Annotated in this window: 20 protein-coding genes; 4 read left to right on the plus strand and 16 right to left on the minus strand. The window is 47.0% G+C overall.

Annotated features, from left to right (window positions below):
• Positions 1–159: 159 nt before the first annotated feature.
• From NSQ20_RS29445 to NSQ20_RS29505, 13 genes are all read right to left on the minus strand, one after another.
• The gene (locus NSQ20_RS29445; protein ID WP_340031334.1) at positions 160–990 is read right to left on the minus strand and encodes a uroporphyrinogen-III synthase; all 831 of its coding nucleotides are present in this window, start codon (positions 988–990) and stop codon (positions 160–162) included.
• A gap of 130 nt (positions 991–1,120) precedes the next feature.
• Positions 1,121–2,323 (minus strand): endospore germination permease, encoded by a 1,203-nt coding sequence (locus NSQ20_RS29450; RefSeq protein WP_340031336.1) that lies wholly within the window; start codon positions 2,321–2,323, stop codon positions 1,121–1,123.
• A gap of 56 nt (positions 2,324–2,379) precedes the next feature.
• The gene (locus tag NSQ20_RS29455; protein ID WP_036612790.1) at positions 2,380–2,601 is read right to left on the minus strand and encodes a hypothetical protein; all 222 of its coding nucleotides are present in this window, start codon (positions 2,599–2,601) and stop codon (positions 2,380–2,382) included.
• Entirely contained in the window at positions 2,594–3,793 is a 1,200-nt protein-coding gene (locus NSQ20_RS29460; protein ID WP_051449524.1) for a Ger(x)C family spore germination protein, read from the minus strand. Before NSQ20_RS29460 ends, NSQ20_RS29455 begins: the two co-directional genes overlap by 8 nt.
• Positions 3,794–3,797: 4 nt before the next feature.
• Complete coding sequence (locus tag NSQ20_RS29465) at positions 3,798–5,393, minus strand: spore germination protein (protein ID WP_076328704.1); 1,596 nt, start codon at positions 5,391–5,393, stop codon at positions 3,798–3,800.
• Between the two features lie 174 nt (positions 5,394–5,567).
• Positions 5,568–5,903: a hypothetical protein gene (locus NSQ20_RS29470; protein ID WP_036667838.1), complete on the minus strand. Its 336-nt coding sequence runs from the start codon at positions 5,901–5,903 to the stop codon at positions 5,568–5,570.
• Between the two features lie 44 nt (positions 5,904–5,947).
• A complete protein-coding gene (locus NSQ20_RS29475; RefSeq protein WP_076328703.1) occupies positions 5,948–6,649 on the minus strand; it encodes a pirin family protein in 702 nt (233 codons plus the stop codon).
• 198 nt (positions 6,650–6,847) lie between these two features.
• A complete protein-coding gene (locus NSQ20_RS29480; protein ID WP_100528505.1) occupies positions 6,848–7,261 on the minus strand; it encodes a DoxX family protein in 414 nt (137 codons plus the stop codon).
• A gap of 50 nt (positions 7,262–7,311) precedes the next feature.
• On the minus strand, positions 7,312–8,172 hold the full coding sequence (locus NSQ20_RS29485; protein WP_036667841.1) for a M56 family metallopeptidase: 861 nt from the start codon (positions 8,170–8,172) through the stop codon (positions 7,312–7,314).
• A 1-nt stretch (position 8,173) separates the two neighbouring features.
• Positions 8,174–8,590 carry a BlaI/MecI/CopY family transcriptional regulator gene (locus NSQ20_RS29490; protein WP_036612800.1) on the minus strand — a complete coding sequence of 139 codons (417 nt, stop codon included), beginning with the start codon at positions 8,588–8,590 and terminating at the stop codon, positions 8,174–8,176.
• A 208-nt stretch (positions 8,591–8,798) separates the two neighbouring features.
• Positions 8,799–10,262, minus strand: coding sequence for a catalase (locus NSQ20_RS29495; protein WP_340033068.1), 1,464 nt, complete (start codon positions 10,260–10,262; stop codon positions 8,799–8,801).
• Between the two features lie 288 nt (positions 10,263–10,550).
• Complete coding sequence (locus tag NSQ20_RS29500; RefSeq protein ID WP_036612804.1) at positions 10,551–11,357, minus strand: winged-helix domain-containing protein; 807 nt, start codon at positions 11,355–11,357, stop codon at positions 10,551–10,553.
• On the minus strand, positions 11,333–11,728 hold the full coding sequence (locus NSQ20_RS29505) for a transcriptional repressor (RefSeq protein ID WP_036612807.1): 396 nt from the start codon (positions 11,726–11,728) through the stop codon (positions 11,333–11,335). Before NSQ20_RS29505 ends, NSQ20_RS29500 begins: the two co-directional genes overlap by 25 nt.
• Positions 11,729–12,000: 272 nt before the next feature.
• On the opposite strand from NSQ20_RS29505, the gene NSQ20_RS29510 reads away from it, so the two are divergent.
• Entirely contained in the window at positions 12,001–13,113 is a 1,113-nt protein-coding gene (locus tag NSQ20_RS29510) for a diguanylate cyclase (RefSeq protein ID WP_076319286.1), read from the plus strand.
• 138 nt (positions 13,114–13,251) lie between these two features.
• On the opposite strand, the gene NSQ20_RS29515 is transcribed toward NSQ20_RS29510, so the two are convergent.
• Together NSQ20_RS29515 and NSQ20_RS29520 are read right to left on the minus strand one after the other, a co-directional pair.
• Positions 13,252–14,190: an aldo/keto reductase family protein gene (locus NSQ20_RS29515; RefSeq protein ID WP_047840782.1), complete on the minus strand. Its 939-nt coding sequence runs from the start codon at positions 14,188–14,190 to the stop codon at positions 13,252–13,254.
• A 153-nt stretch (positions 14,191–14,343) separates the two neighbouring features.
• On the minus strand, positions 14,344–15,981 hold the full coding sequence (locus tag NSQ20_RS29520; RefSeq protein WP_053061374.1) for a histidine kinase dimerization/phospho-acceptor domain-containing protein: 1,638 nt from the start codon (positions 15,979–15,981) through the stop codon (positions 14,344–14,346).
• Between the two features lie 481 nt (positions 15,982–16,462).
• Between NSQ20_RS29520 and NSQ20_RS29525 the strand changes: the two genes are divergently transcribed.
• The 3 genes from NSQ20_RS29525 to NSQ20_RS29535 all read left to right on the plus strand — a co-directional run bounded on the left by NSQ20_RS29525 (position 16,463) and on the right by NSQ20_RS29535 (position 19,986).
• Positions 16,463–18,424, plus strand: coding sequence for an anaerobic ribonucleoside triphosphate reductase (locus NSQ20_RS29525; protein ID WP_051447284.1), 1,962 nt, complete (start codon positions 16,463–16,465; stop codon positions 18,422–18,424).
• A complete protein-coding gene (nrdG, locus tag NSQ20_RS29530) occupies positions 18,421–18,930 on the plus strand; it encodes an anaerobic ribonucleoside-triphosphate reductase activating protein (RefSeq protein ID WP_036667845.1) in 510 nt (169 codons plus the stop codon). The genes NSQ20_RS29525 and nrdG overlap by 4 nt, the downstream gene beginning before the upstream one ends.
• Before the next feature lie 216 nt (positions 18,931–19,146).
• Complete coding sequence (locus NSQ20_RS29535; RefSeq protein WP_036612816.1) at positions 19,147–19,986, plus strand: methyl-accepting chemotaxis protein; 840 nt, start codon at positions 19,147–19,149, stop codon at positions 19,984–19,986.
• A gap of 152 nt (positions 19,987–20,138) precedes the next feature.
• On the opposite strand, the gene NSQ20_RS29540 is transcribed toward NSQ20_RS29535, so the two are convergent.
• Positions 20,139–22,961, minus strand: a complete 2,823-nt coding sequence (locus NSQ20_RS29540; protein ID WP_340031339.1) for a glycoside hydrolase family 3 C-terminal domain-containing protein — start codon at positions 22,959–22,961, stop codon at positions 20,139–20,141.
• Positions 22,962–23,129 lie beyond the last annotated feature (168 nt).

Below are 23,129 nucleotides of genomic sequence, written 5' to 3' on the forward strand. Positions count from 1 at the left end.
CACTATCAAGGATGTACATTCGTGTTTTAGTTGTAACGTATAAATTCTATAATCTAAACAAAACCGCATCATATAGCGATGCGGTTAAGATTAATGCACACTTTTTATTCATGAAGCGACGCCAAAAGCTTTTTGTCGAACTGATCTAAAAGCAGGCCACTAATCTCTAATCTTGGCCGCACGCCCTGCTGCAAAGTAACGCCCAAGCTCAACGATGAGTGCTCCCATCTTCTCTTCCTCCGGAATGACCAGTGCCTCAATGCCTTCTTCACGCATAGAGTTTGCTGTAACTTTACCTACAGACGCAGGAATTACACCTTGTCTGAAGGCTGCAAGCAACGGCTCAAGCTTGTCCTGGGAAGCCGCATATTGCGTCAGAAATCTAACCTGCGGTCCACTTGTGAACGCAACAGCATCTACCTCGAAATTTAGAATTTCATTCAATAACTGTTCCAGTTCTGCCTCTTCTGGCGGTACATGGCGGTAAGGAAGCACTTGTCTGACGATGGCACCTTGTTCTTCCAACCATGCAACGATTTTGGGAGCTGTCTCCCCATGAAGCTGCAACATAACCTTTTTCCCTGCGAGATCATGTGGGGTGAATTCTCGGATGAGCCCGTCCGTGCTACCGTCATCATCTCGTACCAGCGGTGTTAGCTTGCGCTTTTTGAGCGCATTCACCGTCTTGTATCCCCTTGCCGCAATTGAGGATTCCGATAACACATCCAACAATTGGCCTGCCACTTCCATATCCTCAGCCATTTCAAATAATGCATCCAATCCCATACCCGTAGTTAACACCGCCCAGTCTGGCGGGTCTGAGATCCAGGATACCAGCCCATCCCTGATACTCCGATCATCCAGGAATACGGTCCCCTGTGCCGGTCGCACAAGCGGGATTCCACCCATTTTTTCAACCAGTATGGACATTTCTTTCGATTTTCGTGGTCCTGTCAATGCTACACGCACACCTGCCAAATGTTGAGCCATTCATGTTCCCCCCGTTAGTTCAGCCGAATGTTCATCAGTCTGACTACAGTATACAGGGTACTTCTGTGGAGGGAAACTGTACTTTCCCTCTTTTTGCCCGTTCATCTATAAGGATTTTTGATGGGATGTATCAGGAAGGCTGGAGTTCTCCTCCATGAGAATCTTTCCGTCTTTTCTCTCCGTCCTTCTCCGAATCAGCCGATTTTTGTTCCGGCTCATGCTTCTCTTTCTTTGGCTGGTCTCCCGATCTCTGTTGGGTAGATTCTTTTTTATCCTTTTTGCGAGGACGAAGGAAAAGAAACAGCACAATAGGGAACAGTACTTCAAAAACAATGGCAACCCATGTCCATTCCCGAGTAAAACGATTGAGCTGAATGGCATTTCGGAAGAACCAGAATGCACAGACAAATCCGACGAGGGCAATCGGACCTGTCAACACCTTTCCCGATACGTTCGGAATGATTCGCTTCAATCCCCAGCAGACAAAGTACAGGTCAAATGCAATCTTCGTGATCATGGTAGGCAAGGTTGCCGCTGCCAGCGCAAGGTCAAACCGATCCAAGAAATCACTGATTTGCAATTGTCTTGCCAGTTCATAGGAGGGATACACCAACCTTGAAGCGATAGGAACTCCAATGGAGGTAATGGTCTCCACAAGGATTAGCATCATCAGGAGTGCAGAGAGGATAATACCTGACACAACCGATTTATATCGAAAATCACTGCCTTTGATAACAAAAGGCAATGCAATCATCTCTCCGTAAAACGAAAATATGTACCAACTCCCCTTGCCCACTCCCGTAACATCAACGTGAAAATACGGCATCAAATTATCCATATTGATCTGTTGAATGAGCATGAAAGGCACAATCACGGAGTTTAAGAGAAACAATGTCACATACAACTCCGACATACCGATTAAGGAGCCGAGCCCACCTCTGACGATAAAAACTCCCATAACGATCAATGATAACACAATGATGGAGATGGGCGTGGTCTCTAACAAAGTTATGCTGATATAATCCCCCGTTAACCGGATATCCCTCGCAAACACAAAGAAAAAAAACAAAATGTACATCAATCCTGCGAGCCTTCCCAAAAAGGGGAATCGCCCAGCAAGGGCTTGAAATAGATCCTGATCCGGAAATCTCCGCTGGACCCGACTTAACATCCACATGGATGCAAGCATCACTACGACTACAGGTATATACGAGAGATAAGCGTGTTGTTCCGCATAGTAGATAGCTTGCGCGTGAGGCTGAATTAACGTTCCTGAAATACTGAGCAGCAGCACGAGCAGGATCATCTGACGGTGTGTCACTCTCTGATTCATGATATACCTCCTTTCCCTCTTGCGATCTCGCAAACTTAATGCATCCTGTCCACAACCTAGGGCAGTGGCAGTAAGCGCTGGATAACGTGGCTTATCCATACCGACACAAATAAGGTTTTGCTTAGATTAGTCACATAGAACCAAATGCCTGTAGCCACTGCTATCAAACTATAGGATAGCCAGCGATTAATGGCAGCTGCCTGTTTCAAATGTCTGAAATCCATCAAAATGACTACGATTACCATGGCCAGGAAGGTAAATAAGAGTGGTTTAATCATGTACAACTTCATCCTCTCCGACGCCAATTGGTTTATTGCTCACCCCAACGTTTTCAATAATGACATGGGGAGTAACCGTCACCTCGACTTCAGGGTATATGTCATCCCAGCGATCCTTCATCGTGTCCCACTTGGCCGGCAGATGTTGATGAATGGATCGACCGATTCCAAGAATGTCCGCATGATATTTCCCCTGAACCAACCGGACACCTTCCTCGATATCCAATTTTATTTTCTCGTGAATGGCTTCATTTATCTTCTGAATCTCATTCTCACGTCGGTCACCATAATTGGATTCGTTATCTACGAGAACTCCCTTGGCATATAATTCAATATTCACGGTGACCTTATCAGCCTTGATACTGGGATGTAGTGAAGCGTTGTTCTCGTTCAACTTGATGAACATATCTCCATCTCCGCCAGGAGCTTTAACCATAATCTCCGGCGCATTGGCTTCGCCCATAGCAAGAATGAGCGCATCAGCTGGAGCTTTGTCAATCATGCCAACCAACTTATCTTTCTTGAAGATGGCCAATCCATCCAGCTTGATGTTTGTTTTGGCGTCCTTCCACCCTTTTGGAACATTGGTCACTTTCGAAGCGACCGGCAGGAATGGATCCACACCTTCACTAAGAATGGCATCTATAAATGTTTTAAGTGAACGTGGATTACGCATATTGAGGAAACACAGTTCCCGCACCATCTCGGATGGAAACTTCTCTATAGGTGCATCCGTATCCATGACTTCATATGCTGCACCTTTTGTGACCACTGGCAATGCAGAGAATCGGTTCAGCGGATACCGCGTAAACAGATCAAGCATGGAGGCCACGCCATCCCGGGCAAGCTCCTCACCAATAAGCATCGTACGGCGATGCGCATAGTAGATTCTTCGTGAGAGTTCCTTTTGACCTTCAATAGACGTACCATGCAATGATTTGGCTGTATTGGATAACATGAACCAGGATTTATCCCCACTCGTGCCGCCTCCGCCTCCTTCACTACCGGAAGAACCGGATTGTCCCGGCAGAGCAATCTGAAGACTGGATCTGTAATTGTCCCCCTCCTTATCGACAGCAATACCAATCACAAAGGCAACATCGTTAATCTCCTTACGATCCCAGCAACCTGAAATAAAAGTGGTACATAACAACAGCGCTATCACTGCCCGGTACTTATATATGAACTGCATGGGTTCACCACCCTTCCTCAGCTTCAGGGGAACCGTTGATCTTTTCGGTCATCCGTTTCTGATCCCGATGTACCGTAGAAGGACGATTGATCATTTTCCACCATGGCACACGAATGAGAATGTCTTTGGTATCTGTTTTACTGTACGGGCTAAGACCGGAGAGATATGGGACACCGAACGAAGTCATCTGTGTCAGATGTACCGAGATCAGAACCAAGCCGATGACGATGCCATATAGTCCAAGCATACCTGCCAGTAACATGATCGGAAATCGGAGTAGACGCACCGTAATCGCGAAGTTAAATCGCGGGATCGTGAAGGAAGCTATTCCTGTCATGGATACGATAATAACCATCGGTGCCGATACAATACCCGCCTGAACTGCTGCCTGTCCGATCACAAGTGCACCGAGGATACTGACTGCCTGACCCACTGTCTTGGGTAACCTGACCCCCGCTTCCCGGAGAGCTTCGAACGACAGTTCCATGATGAGGGCTTCCACCAAAGCCGGAAAAGGAATAGCTTCCCGTGCACCCGCAATACTCAGAATAAGCGTGGTGGGCAACATGTCCTGATGAAATGTAGTGATGGAGATATAAAGCGCCGGCAGAAAAAGAGCGATGGCTACGAACAGGAAGCGAATCCACCGCACCAGATTACTGATGAAGAATCGCTCGTAATAATCCTCGCTGGCTTGCAGCATCTGCCACATCGTGACTGGAGCAATCAGCGAAAATGGGGTTCCATCTACCATAATGGCAAAGCGTCCTTCCAACAGATTGCCTGCAACGGTATCCGGCCGCTCCGAATAGTGCATCTGAGGGAAAGGGGAATACGGATGATCTTCAATCAATTCCTCGATATAACCCGTCTCCAGGATGCCATCAATATTGATTTTTTCCAGACGTTTCTTAACATCTTGAATCGTTTTTGGATCGGCAATACCTTCCAGGTAGGTCAGCACAATATCTGTCTTGGTGTCTGTTCCAAGGGTCATACTCACCATCTTGAGAGCAGGTGTTTTCAGCTTGAACCGCAATAAGGCCGTATTCACACGGAGCGTTTCGGTAAATCCCTCCCGCGGTCCCCGAATCACGGATTCTGTCTGCGGTTCCTCCACACCACGTCTGACGCCACCTTTGACATTGAACATCCAGGCTTTGTTACTTCCATCGATCACCAGAAGGGCAGAGGATGCCAGCACCCCTTCTGTCGCAGCAGCCCAGGTATCCACTCGCTTCACCTGTGTTAGCTCAACGGTTGTATCATCCAGTGGAACATCAGGTTCATCTGTACGTTGCTGCACCAGCCCTCGAATAATCGGTCGCAGCATGTGTTCCTGGATATCAGCCGAATTGACAATACCTTCAATATAGACGAGAAGTCCTTTCACTTCAGGCGTAATCATGACGTTGCGAAAAACCACATCAGAACAATCGGAGAATATCTCCTTTACCGCCTTAATCTGAGTTTCATGTACTGCACTAATTGGCTGCCGAAGAAAAGGCGGGGACGGCAGTCCCAAAGGAATATGTTTTTTTTCTTCTGAAGCTCGTCCCGGTTGTCCGGACTTGTCTTTCCCAGATGTTTTGTCTGCCATATGCCGCCCCTCCATTCTTGTTTTTATACAAGGTAGCTTGTGCCAGACAGCAGGGAATTATGTGGTCTTTTTTGCAAAATTACGATTAAATTCTCTGAGTTTTCAGACAGCAAAAAGGCCTCTGTATTTAACAGAGACCTCTGGGATGTTCCAAGTTCTATAGGTACTTATAAGTTAATCCGCAAAATAATCTTCAGGCACATAACGAATCTCCGACTTCGCATAGATGCTTAGCGTGTGACTCTCCCTGTCGTATACTACCCGTTCACCATCTACGTAATACCAGTGTTTCAAAAGGGGCTGATCCTTGCGTTGGACGAATCGAAATACGTTCAGTTCCTGTCTAAGCTCCATAATCTGTTCCACAATCTGCTCGTCCAGACCCGTAACGGTAAATATGAAACCTGTACCCTCCTGTTGGAACCGATAGGACAGCGAATCTGTTTTGCTATTAGCTAATCCTCGTCCGGTCACCGCATGTTTAACCATAAACCATTCCTGTTGCGCCATACGTGTATATCCTCCTTCATCTTGGAGTTCATTTCATCAGCCATCTACGGCAAATCAATAATCATATAGAACGTATCTTCGTTTCCTTGCAGTTCAATTGAATCCTGCTGTTCCACACGAGCCGTGTCGCCTTCGTTCAACAGGTACTCTGCGTCCAATCCCAGCTTGCCTTCGATGGAGAAAATGTACATTCGGCGGCCTGCATCCTGATTAAAGGTTAACGTTTCGTCTTTGGCTAATCGGCCAAGGTAGATCGTCATATCCTGATGAATGGTCGCAACTCTTGGTCCCCCATCTGGGGATACAATCGGCACGAGTGCTCCTGCCAATGCCGCTGGATCAAATGATGTCGTCTCATAGGAGGGCTCCAACCCTTTTGTCTGTGGCATGAACCAGAGCTGAAGCAAACGTACTTCTTCGGTATCGGATGCATTATGTTCGGTATGAATCATGCCACTGCCTGCTGACATCCGCTGGATACCGCCAAAGCCTGTAACGGCTACATTGCCCAGATTATCTTCATGTCGCAACTTGCCGTTCAGTACGATCGATACAATCTCCATATCACTATGCGGGTGAGCTCCAAAACCGCGACCAGGCGCAATCACATCGTCGTTCGCTACCCGCATCGGTCCAAACGCCGTATTCTCCGGGTCTTGGTATTCTCCGAAAGAAAAGCTGTGACTACCACGGAGCCAGCCTCGATCGAAGCTGGAGCGGGCATCGGATGGAATGACGTTAATCATAAAATGCATCCTCCTTATTTTTTCTTAGTTGCATACTTATTCTCATTGTAACAAACCTCAGGCATGTCGTCCAAACGAAAAAAGTTCTCTACTGATCAGCCCGGTTCGCAAATCAATTCCCGAACCGGCCTGGCCAATAAAGAACCTCGTTACAGGACTCATCCTGCACTTCATTATTTTTAGCAATCGTTAGTCAAATCAAGCACTCACATTCTGGCGAGCGTTCCCCTGTCTGGAGAACAGATAATCCACGGCCAGGAGGCGGCTTCCTGTGAAGAGCAGTGTCAGGGAACCCGCAAGAAGCAGGTAATCTAACTCGGTACCACTCAGGAACGGCTCACCCACTTTGGCTGTAAACAGAACGCCAACCATCACGATGGCAAACAGGGCAGCAAACACACGTGTTCCCAGACCCAGAATCATCGCTGCACCACCTACCAACTCAATGATGGCTACAACGGATGCAAGAAATCCGGGAATACCAATGCTTTCGAAAAAACCTACCGTACCGCTGATTCCACCTTCAAATTTACTCCAGCCGTGCAATACAAAGATCAAACCGATCATAATCCTTGAGAAAAGTAATCCAATCTCTACACTTTTATTATTCATGTTCATCTTCCTTCCTCATTATATTCGACTTCACATGTAGCCCAATTAATCTATCCGATGGACCAAACAAACAAGATAGACAGCAATAGAAAAACAGTAGCCGACATCAGAACAGCATAACGTGGCAACCTCAGCGTCACGTCCTGTTCTGGGTCCAGCAGACGTGAAATGCGGACATTCACCGACGTATCCGCAAATGAGGATTGAACGGTCAGTTCTTTGGCCCCCCAAGGTTCAGGACAAGCACGGAGCAACTTGAGCAAAGCACTGCCAATGCCTGCCACATTGCCTGTACGCTCAATGGCCTCATTGTCTGCCAGAATTTCTCTAACAATATTGTAATGTTTCGAAGTATGCTTCAATACGGGAATATACGGCATCATGATTGCAAATACCGATAACAGTGTTGTCTTCAGTGGGTCACGGTGCCACAGATGATGGACTTCGTGGTACACAACTGCAGTCTCCTCTTCTGCATCCAGCATCGTCAGAAGCCCCGTGGAAAGTACGATGCAAGGTCTCCATAGACCAATTGTAAATGCAACCGGAGAATGCTTGTCCACCACAATGAATCCCGGCTGTCCGAGATGGTGATACTTGGACTCCAGTTCGCGAGACAATGCACGCACCTCCATGGAGCGAAGCTTACGTACGGCTGCTCTGGTTTTCATCATACGCACCATTAACAACCAGCCTGTTCCCGCAAATGTCAGCAATACCAGTGCCAGCAGGAAATGTCCCACAGATAACCATCCCAGTCGACTCATCCAATGATTGCAGAGCCAGAGCAGGTTAAACGGGATATCCCAGCCAAAAATTTTGTACATCGCGTACATGAACATCTGCATGAACACGAGTAACGGAATGCCAAACCCGACGGTAAACAAAAGTTTCGAGCGGGTCTTCCACATCTTAATCGCTATCCTTTTTCCATTGTTTGATCTTCTGTTCCAAGCGTTCAATCAGACCCGCATCTGCTTCGTCCAGCGCATCCAGCATATGATTCAATGCCAAAGCTCCGAATTCATCCACCAACTCATGTGACAGTTCCTTGGATTGGTCGTTCATAAACTCCTCCTTGCTCTGTACCGGTTGGTACAAAGATGTTCTGCCCTTTTGTGACTTTCCGAGAAGTCCCTTGTCTACGAGCCGGTTCATCACGGTCATGACTGTATTAAAATTGACGTCTTTGTCTTGTTCAAGTGCGGTCTGCACTTCACGGATGCTACTGCCAGGATGAGCCCATAAAATGTCCATAATCTTGGCTTCCAGCGGACCGAAAAATCGGTTGAGCCCACGCTCACCCACTTTGAAATTGTGTATTCTCATTTTCTGACACCCCTCACACTACCCATTGTAGTGCCATCAAATGAGAAGTCAACCTCTATGTCAGCTATTTTATGTAAATGATTTGTAAATTTGTTTTCCATTTCAGTAAAAAAGGCCAAAGACCGGGAGTTCCGCACGTTCGCGGTTCTGCCCGGTCTTCAACGAATATTAGTCCGTATGATGTTGTAGAACATGGTCAAAATGTGCTTTATTTCCCATCCTGTGACGGCATATGTGCAGAAATATCCACGCCGAGTCCATGAGCCAAACGTCCGCCAAGCTGCCCATCCGCCCGGAAGAAGTGGCACAGGGCACGCATTTGAATATCAACAGATACCCCCTTAAGGTCATTGATCAGATTATCAAGCAAACGCTGCTGCTCTACAGGAGTAAATGAACGGAAAAGTTCACCTGACTGCGTGTAATCATCCGTCTTCTCGATTTTCTCTCTTGTAACATGCCCTTGTAACGGAACCTGACTGTCCCGGTATGCCGGATCTTCTTGCGGGCTGTTTCCTGAACTGTTGGGTTCATAGTTCACCGGAGATGGGTCCTGATTCACATTCATGAGTCCATCACGCTGATGATTACGAACGGGTGCGTACGGGCAATTCACCGGAATTTGCAAATAGTTCGGTCCAAGCCGATGACGCTGTGTATCTGGATAGGAGAATAGGCGTCCTTGCAGCAATTTGTCTTCGGAAGGCTCAATTCCGGGTACAAGCGCACTAGGAGAAAAGGCCGCCTGCTCCACTTCAGCAAAGAAGTTTTGCGGATTCCGATTCAGGGTCATGGTCCCTACCGTATGGAACGGCAATACATCTTCAGGCCAAGTTTTGGTTGGGTCGAGTGGATCAAAAGCAAAATCATCCATTTGCTCCGGCTTCAAGAGCTGTACCTGAAGCTTCCACTGCGGGTACTGCCCGTTCTTGATATGTTCATGCAGGTCCCGGGTAGCATGGTTAAAGTCTTGCCCCTGTACCTCGGCAGCTTCCTGACGAGAGAAGCCTCGCACGCCTTGTGCAGACTCCCATTTGTATTTCACATAGTGGACCTGTCCCTGTGCATTAATCCATTTGAAAGCATGTACGCTGAAACCATCCATCTCCCGATAACTTGCTGGTGTGCCCAGATCAGAGAACAACCAGGTCATCATATGTGTTGATTCCGGTGAGAGGGTCATAAAGTCCCAATATCGGGCAGGTTCCTGAATGTTTGTATCCGGAGCCGGCTTCAAGGAATGCACCATATCAGGGAACTTCATCGCATCACGAATGAAGAAAACGGGCAGATGATTACCGACAATATCATAGTTGCCTTCCCGTGTGTAAAATTTGACGGAAAATCCACGTGGATCTCGTGCAGTCTCTGGTGATCCCGTACCATGAATAACGGTTGAAAAACGAACCAGCACATCCGTCTCCGTACCTGGATCTTGTAGGAAGTCAGCTGTTGTATAAGCCTTCATACTCTGCTCCAGCGTGAATACACCATGAGCTCCGGCACCTCTCGCATGTACGACTCTTTCGGGAATACGTTCACGGTCAAAGTGGGCTATTTTCTCAATGAGATGGTAGTCTTCAAGCAGTGTCGGCCCTCTTCTGCCTGCTGTGCGGGAATTCTGGTTGTCACCTACAGGTGCGCCCTGATTTGTTGTCATACGTTCTGTCATCATGTCGTCCTCCTCTAATGGGTCTCACGGCTGTTATATATCTACTATTAAAATCATATTCGGCTTCGGTTTAAATATACATTTAGACTTGATCTAACTGTTAAATTGATTCTAACATGTCCCACTCTGCTCTTGCATGAGGTTCACATGAGATTAAGATGAGGTTCTTCAACATTCATGAATGAACTATGAACATGTTTTAAGGGAATGATTCTGATCTGCCTATCTATTAGGTAGTACCCGAAAAAGCATGAAGTGAAAGATAAAATTTGGGCAAAAAAAAGCGGACTAATCCGCCAGGCGGTAGCCCACTCCTCTTACAGTGACAATATATTGCGGCGAAGATGCGTTATCGCCCAACTTTTTGCGCAAGCTTTTGATATGAACATCGACCACATTACTTCCACCCGTAAAGTCCGTCTCCCAGATATCGCTGAGCATTTCCTCACGGGAAATGACTGCACCTTTGGCATCAATCAGCTTGAGTAACAGATCATATTCGGTCTTGGTTAGATGAATCCGGTTATTATCGCGCTGTACACTCATCCGTTCACGATCAAGCCACAAATCTTTAAATCCGATACGGTGTCCTTCCTCAGGCAAAAAACCACGGTTGGGCAGAGCAGGGCTGTTGCCAATCATGCGCTGCACCCGGTAAAGTGCTTCCTGCGGGCGTGCAGGCCACACCAGCAACTCCTCCTGAAGCATCGGTCCACTTGCACTGCCAATCATCTTCTCACCAACCAGATACAGACAAGGGGTTGTGTGCTCAGCCTCACGATTCAATCGGCTGCTAATGCCGGCAAATGCATCGATCGTTCCAGCAACAGACAGATCATAGATCAACAGATCAAAGACAAGACGCTCATGCAGGTCCGGTTCCCAGCGATGGAAGACCAGTACATCAAAGCAGCTATCCGTTAAGGCCTTTACCAGTTCATGAACCTGCCCCGGCATCGGGCTGATCAGAATAACACGCCGTGTAACAGGACAATTGTCCACAAGGGGTGTTGAGTCAGACAAGGCTGGTTTAACCCTTAGGGGTAAACGGCGGCCAGGCAATTTTATTTTCACTTGATCCGTTTGTTTCTGCATTCCCCGCAGACACCTCCAAAGACCACATGAGCATGATCGATTGCATATCCGGTTTCTTCAGCTACCTGTTTCATCCATTGTGGAGGAACCTCTGTCATCACCTCGTCCACTTTGCCGCACACTTCACACATAATGTGCTGATGATCATCCATACGGGCATCGTACCGGCTTGCTGTCTCTCCGAGTTTAAGTTCCCGTATCAATTCTTTGTCCGTCAGATAACGAAGAGAATTATACACCGTACCATAGGCCAGATTATATCCTTGTTCCACGAGTCGATTCATGACATCAGCAGCTGTCGGGTGATCCTCTGAATGGCGCACCACATCATATACCGCTTGCCGTTGTATCGTCAGATTTAAAGTTCTCACAACCATTTCTCCTTTATTATTGATCCATTTTATATGAAATCAGACACTGATCTTCTACTTATGATGGTCTTCCCAAAAAGAAGGAATATATTTTGATTTAGATTAAGTATAAATCTCATTGCATATTGAAGTCAATGTCACTCTAACATCCTGTATATGCAAATAAACCACCTTTACCAGCAATCCCCTCATAAATTTGGGATAATATGGTTCGCTACAGCACCACTTTTCAGATAAAATATAGGGATGTGCGTAAAAAGGGGGAATGTCGGTTGTTTAGCACTTTTTTCATTAATATCTGTGTCATGATTACGTTTATGTATGTGTCCGGGATCATCGCAAAGTTCTATAGTATCCGATTGCCTTTTCCCTCGTTACGTGTTCAGTTGATCGGCGGCTTATTATTCGGTATATATGGCACAGTACTCATGAACTATTCATTCCCTCTGAACGAAACTACGATTGTAGATCTACGGCATCTGGCCATCGTTACCGCAGCGGTATATATGGGAGGATTGGCTTCGGTCGTTACGGGACTCATGATCTCGATCATTCGTATTCTGATGTTCGGCTTATCATCCTCTGCCATAGATGCAGGTTTTGTCATGACTCTGATCGGACTGTCCGGTGTATACTTCGCCTATGCTCCCTGGTCCAGACTGACCAAAATAATTACAATGAATCTGCTTGGCATGACATTAATCTTTATCATTCTTATGTTGAACACGGACAGCATGAATTCATTAATGAAGATATATCCGTTACAAATGACCATTTCTTTTGCCGGTGGAATATTTATCTATTTCATTGCAGAATTCATTAATAAATCCAATGAAATGTTATTTCTATTGGAAAAAAGAGCTTCTACCGATCATCTTACCAACCTGAGCAATCGACGACAGTTCGAAAAATCACTTCAACTGGAACTTCAGCGTGCGCGGGATTACCAACAGAAGCTTTCCTTGCTTGCCATTGATATTGACCGATTCAAAAAGGTAAATGATACCTATGGTCATTCCGCCGGCGATGCTGTCCTGAAGCAACTTGGACAACTGCTCGTTGAACATGCACGTTCTGCTGATATCGTATCACGAAATGGTGGGGAAGAATTCGCCATTCTCTTGCTCGACTGTGGACACCGTCAGGCCGTGGCTACCGCCGAATCTATACGACAGGCTGTAGAGAAATACCATTTTGCTCTGCCTGACGGGCACACGACACGTCTAACCATCTCCATTGGTGTAGCCGTGTACCCCGATCATTGTGATGATCATGACGATGATGACTTCTTCGAACAGGCCGATCGTGCTTTATATGAAGCCAAGAATACAGGGCGTAACCGTGTGTGTGCCTTAACTTTTCGCTCCTTGCCTCTTACACTTTAAAGTAAGATCTAACCTTTCAATAATCTATCCTTTCAACGCTCCAAAAAAGGGATGTCTCGTTCGCCTATTCAGGCGCACAGGACATCCCTTTCTTTATAGATCATTGCATATCATCTCAGCTTGTGTGCTGACAGGAGATCAAGCAAGGATACTCTCAATCTCCTCCACAATGGCAGCATCCAGCTTCACGCCAGATGCAGCCGCGTTCTCTTTTACCTGCTCGGGACGACTCGCCCCTACAAGTGCACTGGATACATTGTTCTGGCGCAGAATCCAGGCAAGGGCCAGTTGGCCAACCTTCAGATCCAGCTTGTCCGCCACTTCAATCAGTTGACGAACTTTCCCGATACGATCCGCATTGATCTTTCCTTCGTCCCATCCTAGCTTGGCAGCACGGCTATTCTCTGGGATATCGGAAACGGACGTATATTTCCCGGTCAATAGACCTTGAGCAAGCGGGGAGTATACAACTTGTCCGATGCCTTTACGCTCACCGAGCGGAATAATTTCATTTTCGATATAACGGTCAAACATGTTGTACACCGGCTGATTGACCACGATACGATCCAGAAGCAAACGATCTGCTGTACCCAACGCAGCTTCCATCTGAGCCGCTGTCCACTGGCTGACGCCTACATATAACACTTTGCCTTGGCGTACCAGATCATCGAGCGCGCGGAGTGTTTCTTCAATTGGTGTTTCGGTATGATAACGATGGCAGTAATAGATATCCACATATTCAACGCCTAGGCGCTTCAAGCTGGCTTCACATTGCTCCTTGATATGTTTGCGAGACAACCCCTGGTCATTCGGACCATCACCCATTTTGCCAAATACTTTGGTTGCAAGTACATAAGAGTCACGGGAATATGCTTTGAGCGTCTGCCCCAGCAGTTCTTCTGCCGCACCCCGTTCGTATACATTGGCAGTATCAAAAAAGTTAATGCCTTCATCAAATGCAGTTTCAATTGATTTCACCGCATTCTCACGTTCCACATACCCTCCGTACGTCAGCCAGCTTCCCAGGCTGATCTCGCTTACTTTCAGTCCGCTTCCACCTAATCTGCGATAATCCATTGATTGCATATCCTCCTCTGTTGGTTATAAAGATGAAGTTCACTTTCTATTGTAACGTAACCAGCTCGGAATAAAAGGGCTTTGGCTCAGAAAATGGAAAATGAAAAAAAGCGCACCTATAAGGTGCGCCGAATAAAGATCTATGATCATGATCTAAGGCAAAGTAATGCTCAATGCATTCAACAGATCAGCCTGTCTGACCGGCTTGGTCAGAACAGCATCAAAGGCTTCTGCTTCATGCAATTCAATGTGCATACCATAAGGAACAAGAACAATGACGGGCAGATTCTCCAGGCGCTGTTTCAGTTCATGTACAAAATCAACCGCGCCGCCTTCCATTAATCCCATATCCACAACGGCTACATCCGGCATGAATCCTTCCTTGATCCAATCATGCGCTAATGTCACACCCGAGGTCATGTGTACATCCATCTCCCACCTACGCATCAGGGAAGAGACACCTTGCAAAATATCAGGGTCCTTGGCAAGCAACACCTTTTTCCCTTTTAACCGTTGCTGAACACTTGCGAGTTGAGGTAACTCCCAGTATCTGCGCAATGGAAGGGAGATGTTGAATTCCGTCTCATTTTCCTTCACACTACTCACCTGAATACGGCCATGCATGAGAATGGCAAGATTCTGGCTTACAGCTAAACCTAGATTGCTTCCAATCAGTTTTTGGATATTCAAATTTTCATCTTGGCTGTTAAAGGTTGGTGTCTTCTTGTCCGATAACATCTGACCCGTGTACTTCACCTTGAGTTGAAGTGTACCGGTCTCCTCCAATTCTTCTCCGTTCACCACTGCTGTGATCAGAACGGAACCTTCACGCGTTGAATCGAGAGCATATTGAATGACGTGTGCAAGCAACTGTCCAATCTTGACTTCATCCCCAACAAACACTTGAGATACATTCAGTTCAAGATTTAATCCCAGCTCAATGTTCTTGCCCGTCGCAATCCCGGCATAGAGATACACGGTATTCTCAATGGTGCCTACCAGATCAAACGGATCATCATGTATAACCGTTTTACCTGCTTCATTAATGTTGAAATTCATCATATTATTCAGCAAGGAAAGCAGAATATTGCCGCTTGTCTCAATCATGTTCACATATTCGGACTGCTCCTCAGGCATATCCGGTGTGCGCATCAGATCTGTCAGTCCCAAAATACCGTTCAAAGGATTGCGAATCTCGTGACTCATTAGCTTCAACATCTGTGTTTTGGTCATAGCCTCAGATTCGGCACGTTCTTTCTCTGCCTGGAGCTGTTCTTGCATTTGTTCCGAATCACTCAATTTCTGCTCCTGAACATGCAACGTGCTTTCCAGATCAACAACATAACCCAGGAATACAGCCATTGCCTTCAGTGTCTTCATATCGGTTTCGCTGATCACATAACCAGGATCATCCATCAGACAGATGGTGCCAAATGTTTCGCCCGATCTTCTCATAATAGGCACGCCCACGAAGAAGCGATTGCCAAGTCCGCTCGTAACGCCCATGGATCGTGTCATCGGATGTTCACATGTATCCGGGATCGTAAGAACGCTACCGTTGTCTCTTAATACCAGGCTGCAATATGAATCCGTAAATGGAAGTGCACTGCCTTTAACAACTAACTCTTCCGTACGATTAAAGGCCTCCAAAATGACATTGGTCACCCCGTCATTCGTGGCAACAAAGATGGTATTGACCTTCAATATACCACTTAATACGTCTACGATATGGGCCGCAGCTTCCTTTATATCTTCATAGAAGCCTCTTGTAATGCCTTCTGCCGTCCCCATGATTCACCCCTCTTATCTAAGCTGCACTTTCAAATCTGTATTTCAGAATGTTTAATCACGTACAGGGGTCATCAAAAATCCGAATAGCTGTCACAATCTATACTTATATGATTAACACCGTAGAAGTATAAGAGAATCATACTCCCTGCCTATTGCCCATTTGTGGACAAAAGCAGGTCTTAAACGGATGGTTTAACGACCGCGAATTCATTGCAACTCGCCTTTTCAGCTTGATTAAAGTCCATCTTGTCCGACTTCGGATATTATACTTGCAGAATAACTAGAAATTATACGCTTCCGCTCAGACTTTGGGAACCTTTATCCGTAGCAATTAAAGGAAAGTCCACTTTGTTCAGTAAGCTGTGTGATCATTATCACACCCAAAAAACCACATATAGTTTATAAATGGATAAGACGAATCTACATATAGTATTTAACGTGAATTGAATGATAACCAAAATCATTTTAGGAGGAACCTTACATGAACATGCTTGAGTATGCCACCCCACTGGCATCCGATCTATTATCCGACCTGGGAAGACGAATTATTGGCGCAGAAGACGCCGATACGCTGAGGGAAAATGCGAATCTGAACGGGGATTCCTTCAGTGGTAAGATGAGCAGGCTCGGTTCGGAGACCGCCAAGTGGCATGCTCTGCGTCATGTGTTGCCGGAAGAGCTTGCCCAAGCTGTGGAGAATGGGGATCTGTATGTACACGATCTGGATCAGTATGCACTTGGAACGACCAACTGTATCTTTATCCCGTTTGACCGTCTCCTTGCTGCGGGTTTCAACACAGGTAACGGATCGGTTCGCACACCTCAGACGATCATGTCTGCCATGGCTCTGGTTGCGATCATCTTCCAATCCCAGCAGAACAGTCAATATGGCGGTGTATCGGCCAATAAAATTGACTGGGATCTGGCCCCTTATGTACAGCGATCGTTCCGCAAACACTACCGCAAAGGGCAACGGCTCTTTGGTGAAAATGTTCTGATCGGGGATGAACAGCTTCATCTGGATAGCATCGAAGCGAAGAATCAATGTCCGCGGGCATATGCCTTCGCCTATGAAGAGACTGAATTGGAGACAGGACAAGCTGCTGAATCACTGATTCATAACCTGAATACGATGAGCAGCCGGGCGGGTGGTCAGATTCCATTTACTTCACTGAACTATGGATTATGTACTTCTGCGGAAGGACGGTTGGTATCACGCTCGTTGCTGGAAGCAACCATTCGTGGCCTGGGCAACGGGGAGACTCCCGTGTTCCCTCAACATATTTTCCAATGTAAACAGGGGATCAATCAGGCTCAAGGAGAGCCGAACTATGATCTGTTCCGGCTCGCAGTCACCTGTTCATCCCGGCGGATGTATCCTAACTTTGTCAATGTGGATGCCTCTTTCAATCTGCCTTTCTATCATCCGGAAGATCCGGATACGATCATTGCAACTATGGGATGCCGCACACGTACACTGGCTGACCGGTTTGGTCGCAATCGTCAAAGTGGTAAAGGTAATCTGTCCTTCAACACCATTAACCTCGTGAAGCTCGGCATCCGGTTTGGCATCTGCCAAGGTGCAAGAGCTGTCGCTGACCGAGCCGGATTCTATACTGCTTTGGAGTCAGTTATGCATAATGCCGCTTCCGGCCTGTTGCACCGCTACCGAATTCAGACATTGCAGCCTGCCAAGGCATCGGACTTCATGATGCGGGAGGGTGTATGGGAAGGTGGAGAACAGCTTGGCCCGAACGAGCCGGTTGCCGAGCTTTTAAAGCATGGAACATTATCTCTTGGTTTTATCGGACTCGCGGAATGTATGACAGCTCTCTATGGGCGCCATCATGGGCAGGACCCTCATGTACATCGCGAAGCGCTCAACATTATTCGGACCATGAGAGAGTTCTGTGACCGGATGAGCGAGCAGCATAACTTGAATATCACCCTGTTTGCCACACCTGCTGAAGGGTTGTCCGGCAAATTCACGAAGATCGACAGAGAGCGTTATGGCATTATTCCCGGAGTGAATGATCGGGAGTATTATACGAATTCATTCCATATCCCGGTCTACCACACGCTTCCAGCATATCGGAAGATTGAACTGGAGGCACCGTTCCATACGTTATGTAACGCGGGTGCAATCTCCTATGTGGAGCTTGACGGAAACGTTCGGGCCAACACCGCAGCTTTCCTGCGGATCGTACAGTATGCACTGGCGCAGGATATCGGTTATTTCTCCATTAATCATCCAATTGATCGCTGCCCTGCATGTGGTTATGAAGGCGTCATTGGGGATGTATGCCCAAGCTGTGAAGCCCATGAGAACCATGTACACTTCCAGCGGTTACGCCGCGTAACTGGCTATCTGACCGGAGATTACAAAGTACGCTTCAATGCTGCGAAGCAAGCCGAAGTGCGGGATCGGGTGAAACACCGGTGAATCTATATGGTTACATCCCGGAATCGGTGAATGAAGGAATCGGCCTGCGTGCCGTGTTGTTCATCAGCGGATGCCGTCACGCCTGTCCGGGCTGCTTCAGTCCGGATTCATGGAGCTTTCGAGCGGGTGAGCCCTTTACAGAGGAGCGGCAGCAGCAGATTCTGCATGAAGTGACGACCCATCCATTGCTGGATGGCGTTACGTTGTGTGGTGGTGATCCCTTTTTCTCGGCAGCAGAATGTACGTCTTGGGTCCAGCAGCTCCGCGCTGCACGTCCTGATCTGACGGTATGGGCCTACACGGGATTCGAATATGAAGAACTGATTACCGACCCTGCAAGAGCGGAGCTTGCCCGGTTGTGCGATGTGATTATTGACGGTCGATACGTTGAAGCGGAGCGTGATGTTTCCCTTCCCTTCCGCGGCAGCCGGAATCAGCGTTTGATTGATGTCCGTGCAACACTAGCCACTCGAACCATCGTTACAATGCAGCTCAGTATGCTGTAAACATTGGTTTTATTCCCCTCACCAACTAACAAGGCACTGGTCCCCAGCGGACTCGTGTCTTGTTGGCGTATAGCGGTCTTCTTTAAGAAATAGGTTTTATCCATTCTCTCTATTTTCTTCTCTATTGCATGACGATATATAATATAGGTAGTTATTAAGTTAGCATTTAAAATTTAACCGTTTACATAAGGTAACCAGGGAGGAATCATCTTTTATATGGATATTGTTCAAGCATTAATTACATGTATGCCTTTCTTTCGAGATACGATTCGTCAGGATGTAACCCTCTCCGTGATTGATCATGAGAAATTCCTATATTTCTCAGCAGGGGAATCGTTAAAACAACTGAATTATCAACCCGGCGACCCTCTATTGGATGGAAATCGAAATTTTGCTGATCTCAACGGCGGTACAGTCAAACGATTCGATCACTACCCTAAAGATTTATTCGGTGTTCCTTTTGACGTGGCTTTTATCCCCATTAAAAATGAAAAAGGTGAAGTCATCGCCCTGTTTAATCTGCTCTACAGTATGGATGACCAAGACCAGTTGCAACAGCTCATGGATGCTACCGAAAATCTGACTAACCAGTTAATTGACAGTGTACAGCATGTAGCTGCACACTCCGAGGAACTCAGTGCCACAACCGAAGAGATCCGGAACAATTCCAAACAAGCCGTACAGAAATCAGGCAATGTCACTCAGGTCGCCAGTTTCATTCGTGAAATCTCCGAACAAACCAATCTGCTTGGCTTGAATGCTGCCATTGAAGCTGCTCGTGTAGGGGAAGCTGGTGCAGGTTTTGGCGTTGTTGCCAAAGAAATTCGCAAACTGTCTGTGGATACCAAAGAAGCAACGGCACGTATTGAAGATTCTCTTCTCTCGGTTCGGCAATCCATTCAAGGCATGGAGAATGAACTTGGTGAGATCACTGCAAGCTCCCAAGAGCAGGCTGAACTCGTAAACAATTTCATGAGCACAATTGAGCAACTGAATGAAACCAACAAACAATTGAAGCAATTTGTGCAAAAAATGATTACGTTTGACGGAAAATAAAAATACGTTTAATGGACAATACAAGCACGGTTCATATCATAGAAATTTGTATAATTCGTTTCCTACCGCTCAGGGGATTTATGCAAAATGGTCATTAAACAACAAACTAAGCCTCCGAATAAGTTCGGAGGCTTTTTCATGAGTTATTTGACTTAACGAATCTCAAAGTGACTGATGCGCACACCCGCAGACAACACAATGTATACATCCTGCGCACCTGATGCACCTGTGAGTTCCGCCTTCACGGTAGACCACTGCTGGGCTTCACCTTGTGCCAGTTCCACACGTCCTGCGAGCGTACCGTCTGGTGAACCGAGTCGAACTTCCAACACAGCGCCTGCTTGTTCCACGGATACACGAGCTTCAATTGCTGCTGCCCCACTACCCAGATCGGCATCCTTAAAGGCAATCCATCCTTGCTCACCAACTACACGGACAGCACTTCCGCCCTCTTTGCTCTCATCCAGATCAACACCCAAGTATGCATCATAATTCTCGGCACGAGTAGCCACACCCAGATTACGGGCAGGGATCGTCTCTCCTTCTACCGTCAGGTCTGCAACCAGCTGAACATCGGAGGATGACTTGGCAAGCATAATAGAGTAAGTTCCACCTTCCACGACATACCGATCACGAGTTACATCCCAGATTTCCAGTTCCTGAACAGGCAAAGTAAAGCTGACCTTCGCTGTAGCTCCCGCTTCGATATGAAGACGACGGAATCCTTTTAACGTTTTGAGTGGACGTTTCACCCGGGATTTGCCTGCACGAACGTACAACTGAACAACCTCGTCACTGGCAATTGAACCCGTATTGGTTACATCTACAGTTACCGTAACGCTGCCCTCTATACCCACTTGAGCTGGGCTAAGTTCCAAATTGCTGTATTTAAACGTTGCATACGTCAGACCATGTCCAAACGGATACAATACATTACCTTCAAAATATTGATACGTACGACCGGATTGAATGATATCGTAATCCTTGATGTCGGTCAGTTGATCTGCTGATTGTACCCATGTCATGTTCAAACGGCCTGCTGGCGCATAGTCGCCATAGAGTACGTCTGCTACTGCGTTACCCAGTTCCTGTCCTGCGTGTGAAGTATACAATACCGCCGGGATGTTCTCCTGAACCCAGTTGGATGTGAACGGATAACTACCCACGATGACAACTACCGTGTTCGGGTTCGCGGCATAGACCGCCTCAACCAGACGTTGCTGGGATTCGGCGAGATCCAGACTTGGACGGTCAATCTCTTCTTTACCATTTACAAGCGGATTATTACCAACAAAAACAATCGCCGTTTCCGCAGCCTTAGCCGCTGCTACCGCTTCTTCAAGTCCGTTCACAATCACATCCTGCTTGAACGTCTCTGTGGCACCAAAGGTTTTCAGTTCTTCGGACACTACTAATGCATCGTTTCCACCATTAGGTGCAGTCACCGTTTTGCCATTCCAAGTGGTCAGACCTACACTGCCGTCCTGTTGTGGCAACAGGTGGAATACTTCCTTCACGAACCAGCCGTACACTTCATCAGCGGAAGCCGTTACGGTCTCTTCATCTGTTGTCAGATATTTGCCGTTGCTTTCGGCCTGCAAGGTATAACTTCCGAAGCCCCAATCGGACACCATAAATTTCTCCGCTTCTCCCGAAGCAATCACAGGTGATTTCTCACCTTCTGCCAGTCCAATTTTCTTCCCATTGGCTACGGAAGTTAACGTAATACGATCATTACCATCCTTGAACGCCACTTTGTCGCTGCCTACTTTGCCACGGATCGCCTCAAGTGGGGATACGTTATACGGCATGGTGCCTGCATACCAGTCACGATAGACGGTTCCACCCAATTGACCAATCACAGCCACTTTACCTGCTTTTGTTTTGTCCAGCGGGAGCGTGCCTTTGTCGTTTTTGAGCAATACCACTTGTTCTCTTGCGGCTCTGAGCGACAGTTCTTTTGCTTTCTCCGTCATCATGGACTCTTCACCGATCGCAGCGTACGGGTTGCCTTCTTCCGGATCGAACTCACCCAGACGGAAACGCACACGGAATGTATTGAACAACGCTTTGTCGATGTCATCCATCGTGAGTGTACCTTGTTCCAATCCTTCACGCAGTGCCTGTTTGGACAGCTCAGCATCATCGGTGATGCTATCAATTCCGGCTTTAACAGACTCTACCGTACCTGGTGTGTGGGAATCATAGTATTTATGATCATTCTTGATGCCCATTACGTCACCTGCATCACTGACAACGAAACCATCCATGCCCCATTCACCTTTGACAATCTCGTTCACAAAAGGATGCAACAACGCTGGCGTACCATTAATAGAGTTGTACGCCGTCATCATGGACTGTGCGCCGCCTTCCTTAAATGGCTTCTCAAACGCCTTCAGATAATACTCACGCATGTTACGTGGATCAATGCTGGACGAACCGCTTCCACGATCAACTTCGTTATTATTCGCAAGGAAATGCTTCAATGTAGCGACCGCTTTGTAATACTTCGGATGGTCGCCCTGAATTCCTTTCACCAATGCTGTTGTCAGCTCGGCTGTCAGTTCCGGGTCTTCACCATACGCCTCTTCATTCCGTCCCCAGCGCGGGTCACGTTCCATATCCACTGTAGGTGCCCACAGCGTAAGACCGTTCACTGCCGGATTTCGTTTATAAAATACACGTGCCTCGTCTCCGAGCACGGAGCCAATCTCCTTCATCAGATCCGCATCCCATGTGCATGCAAGCCCCACCGGTTGTGGGAAAGATGTTGCTTCTCCAAGCCAGGCCAAGCCGTGGGCCGCTTCTGTACCGTGTTTGTATGCAGGCACACCCAGGCGGTCTACTGCCGGCTGATATTGCAGCATGGATTCAATTTTTTCATCTTCCGTCAAGCGGGATACAAGGTCCTTCACCCGAGTGTCTAACTCTAGTGCTGTATCTTGAAACGGATATTTCGTTTGGTTGGTCGTCATATAGAATCTCCTTTGGTTATCGGTAGTTAATTAAAATGATAGCGAATACATATCTCAAGTAAAAACGGGGGTTAATTCGGATGAAATATTTCTTCCGATGGATCAATTAATCCTTTTAGAATCAACGTTTACAGGTGTAAAAATAGATCTCCTTTTCAAAACCTAAAA

This window comes from Paenibacillus sp. FSL K6-1122, assembly GCF_037977015.1.
In the GTDB taxonomy this organism is placed as follows: domain Bacteria; phylum Bacillota; class Bacilli; order Paenibacillales; family Paenibacillaceae; genus Paenibacillus; species Paenibacillus amylolyticus.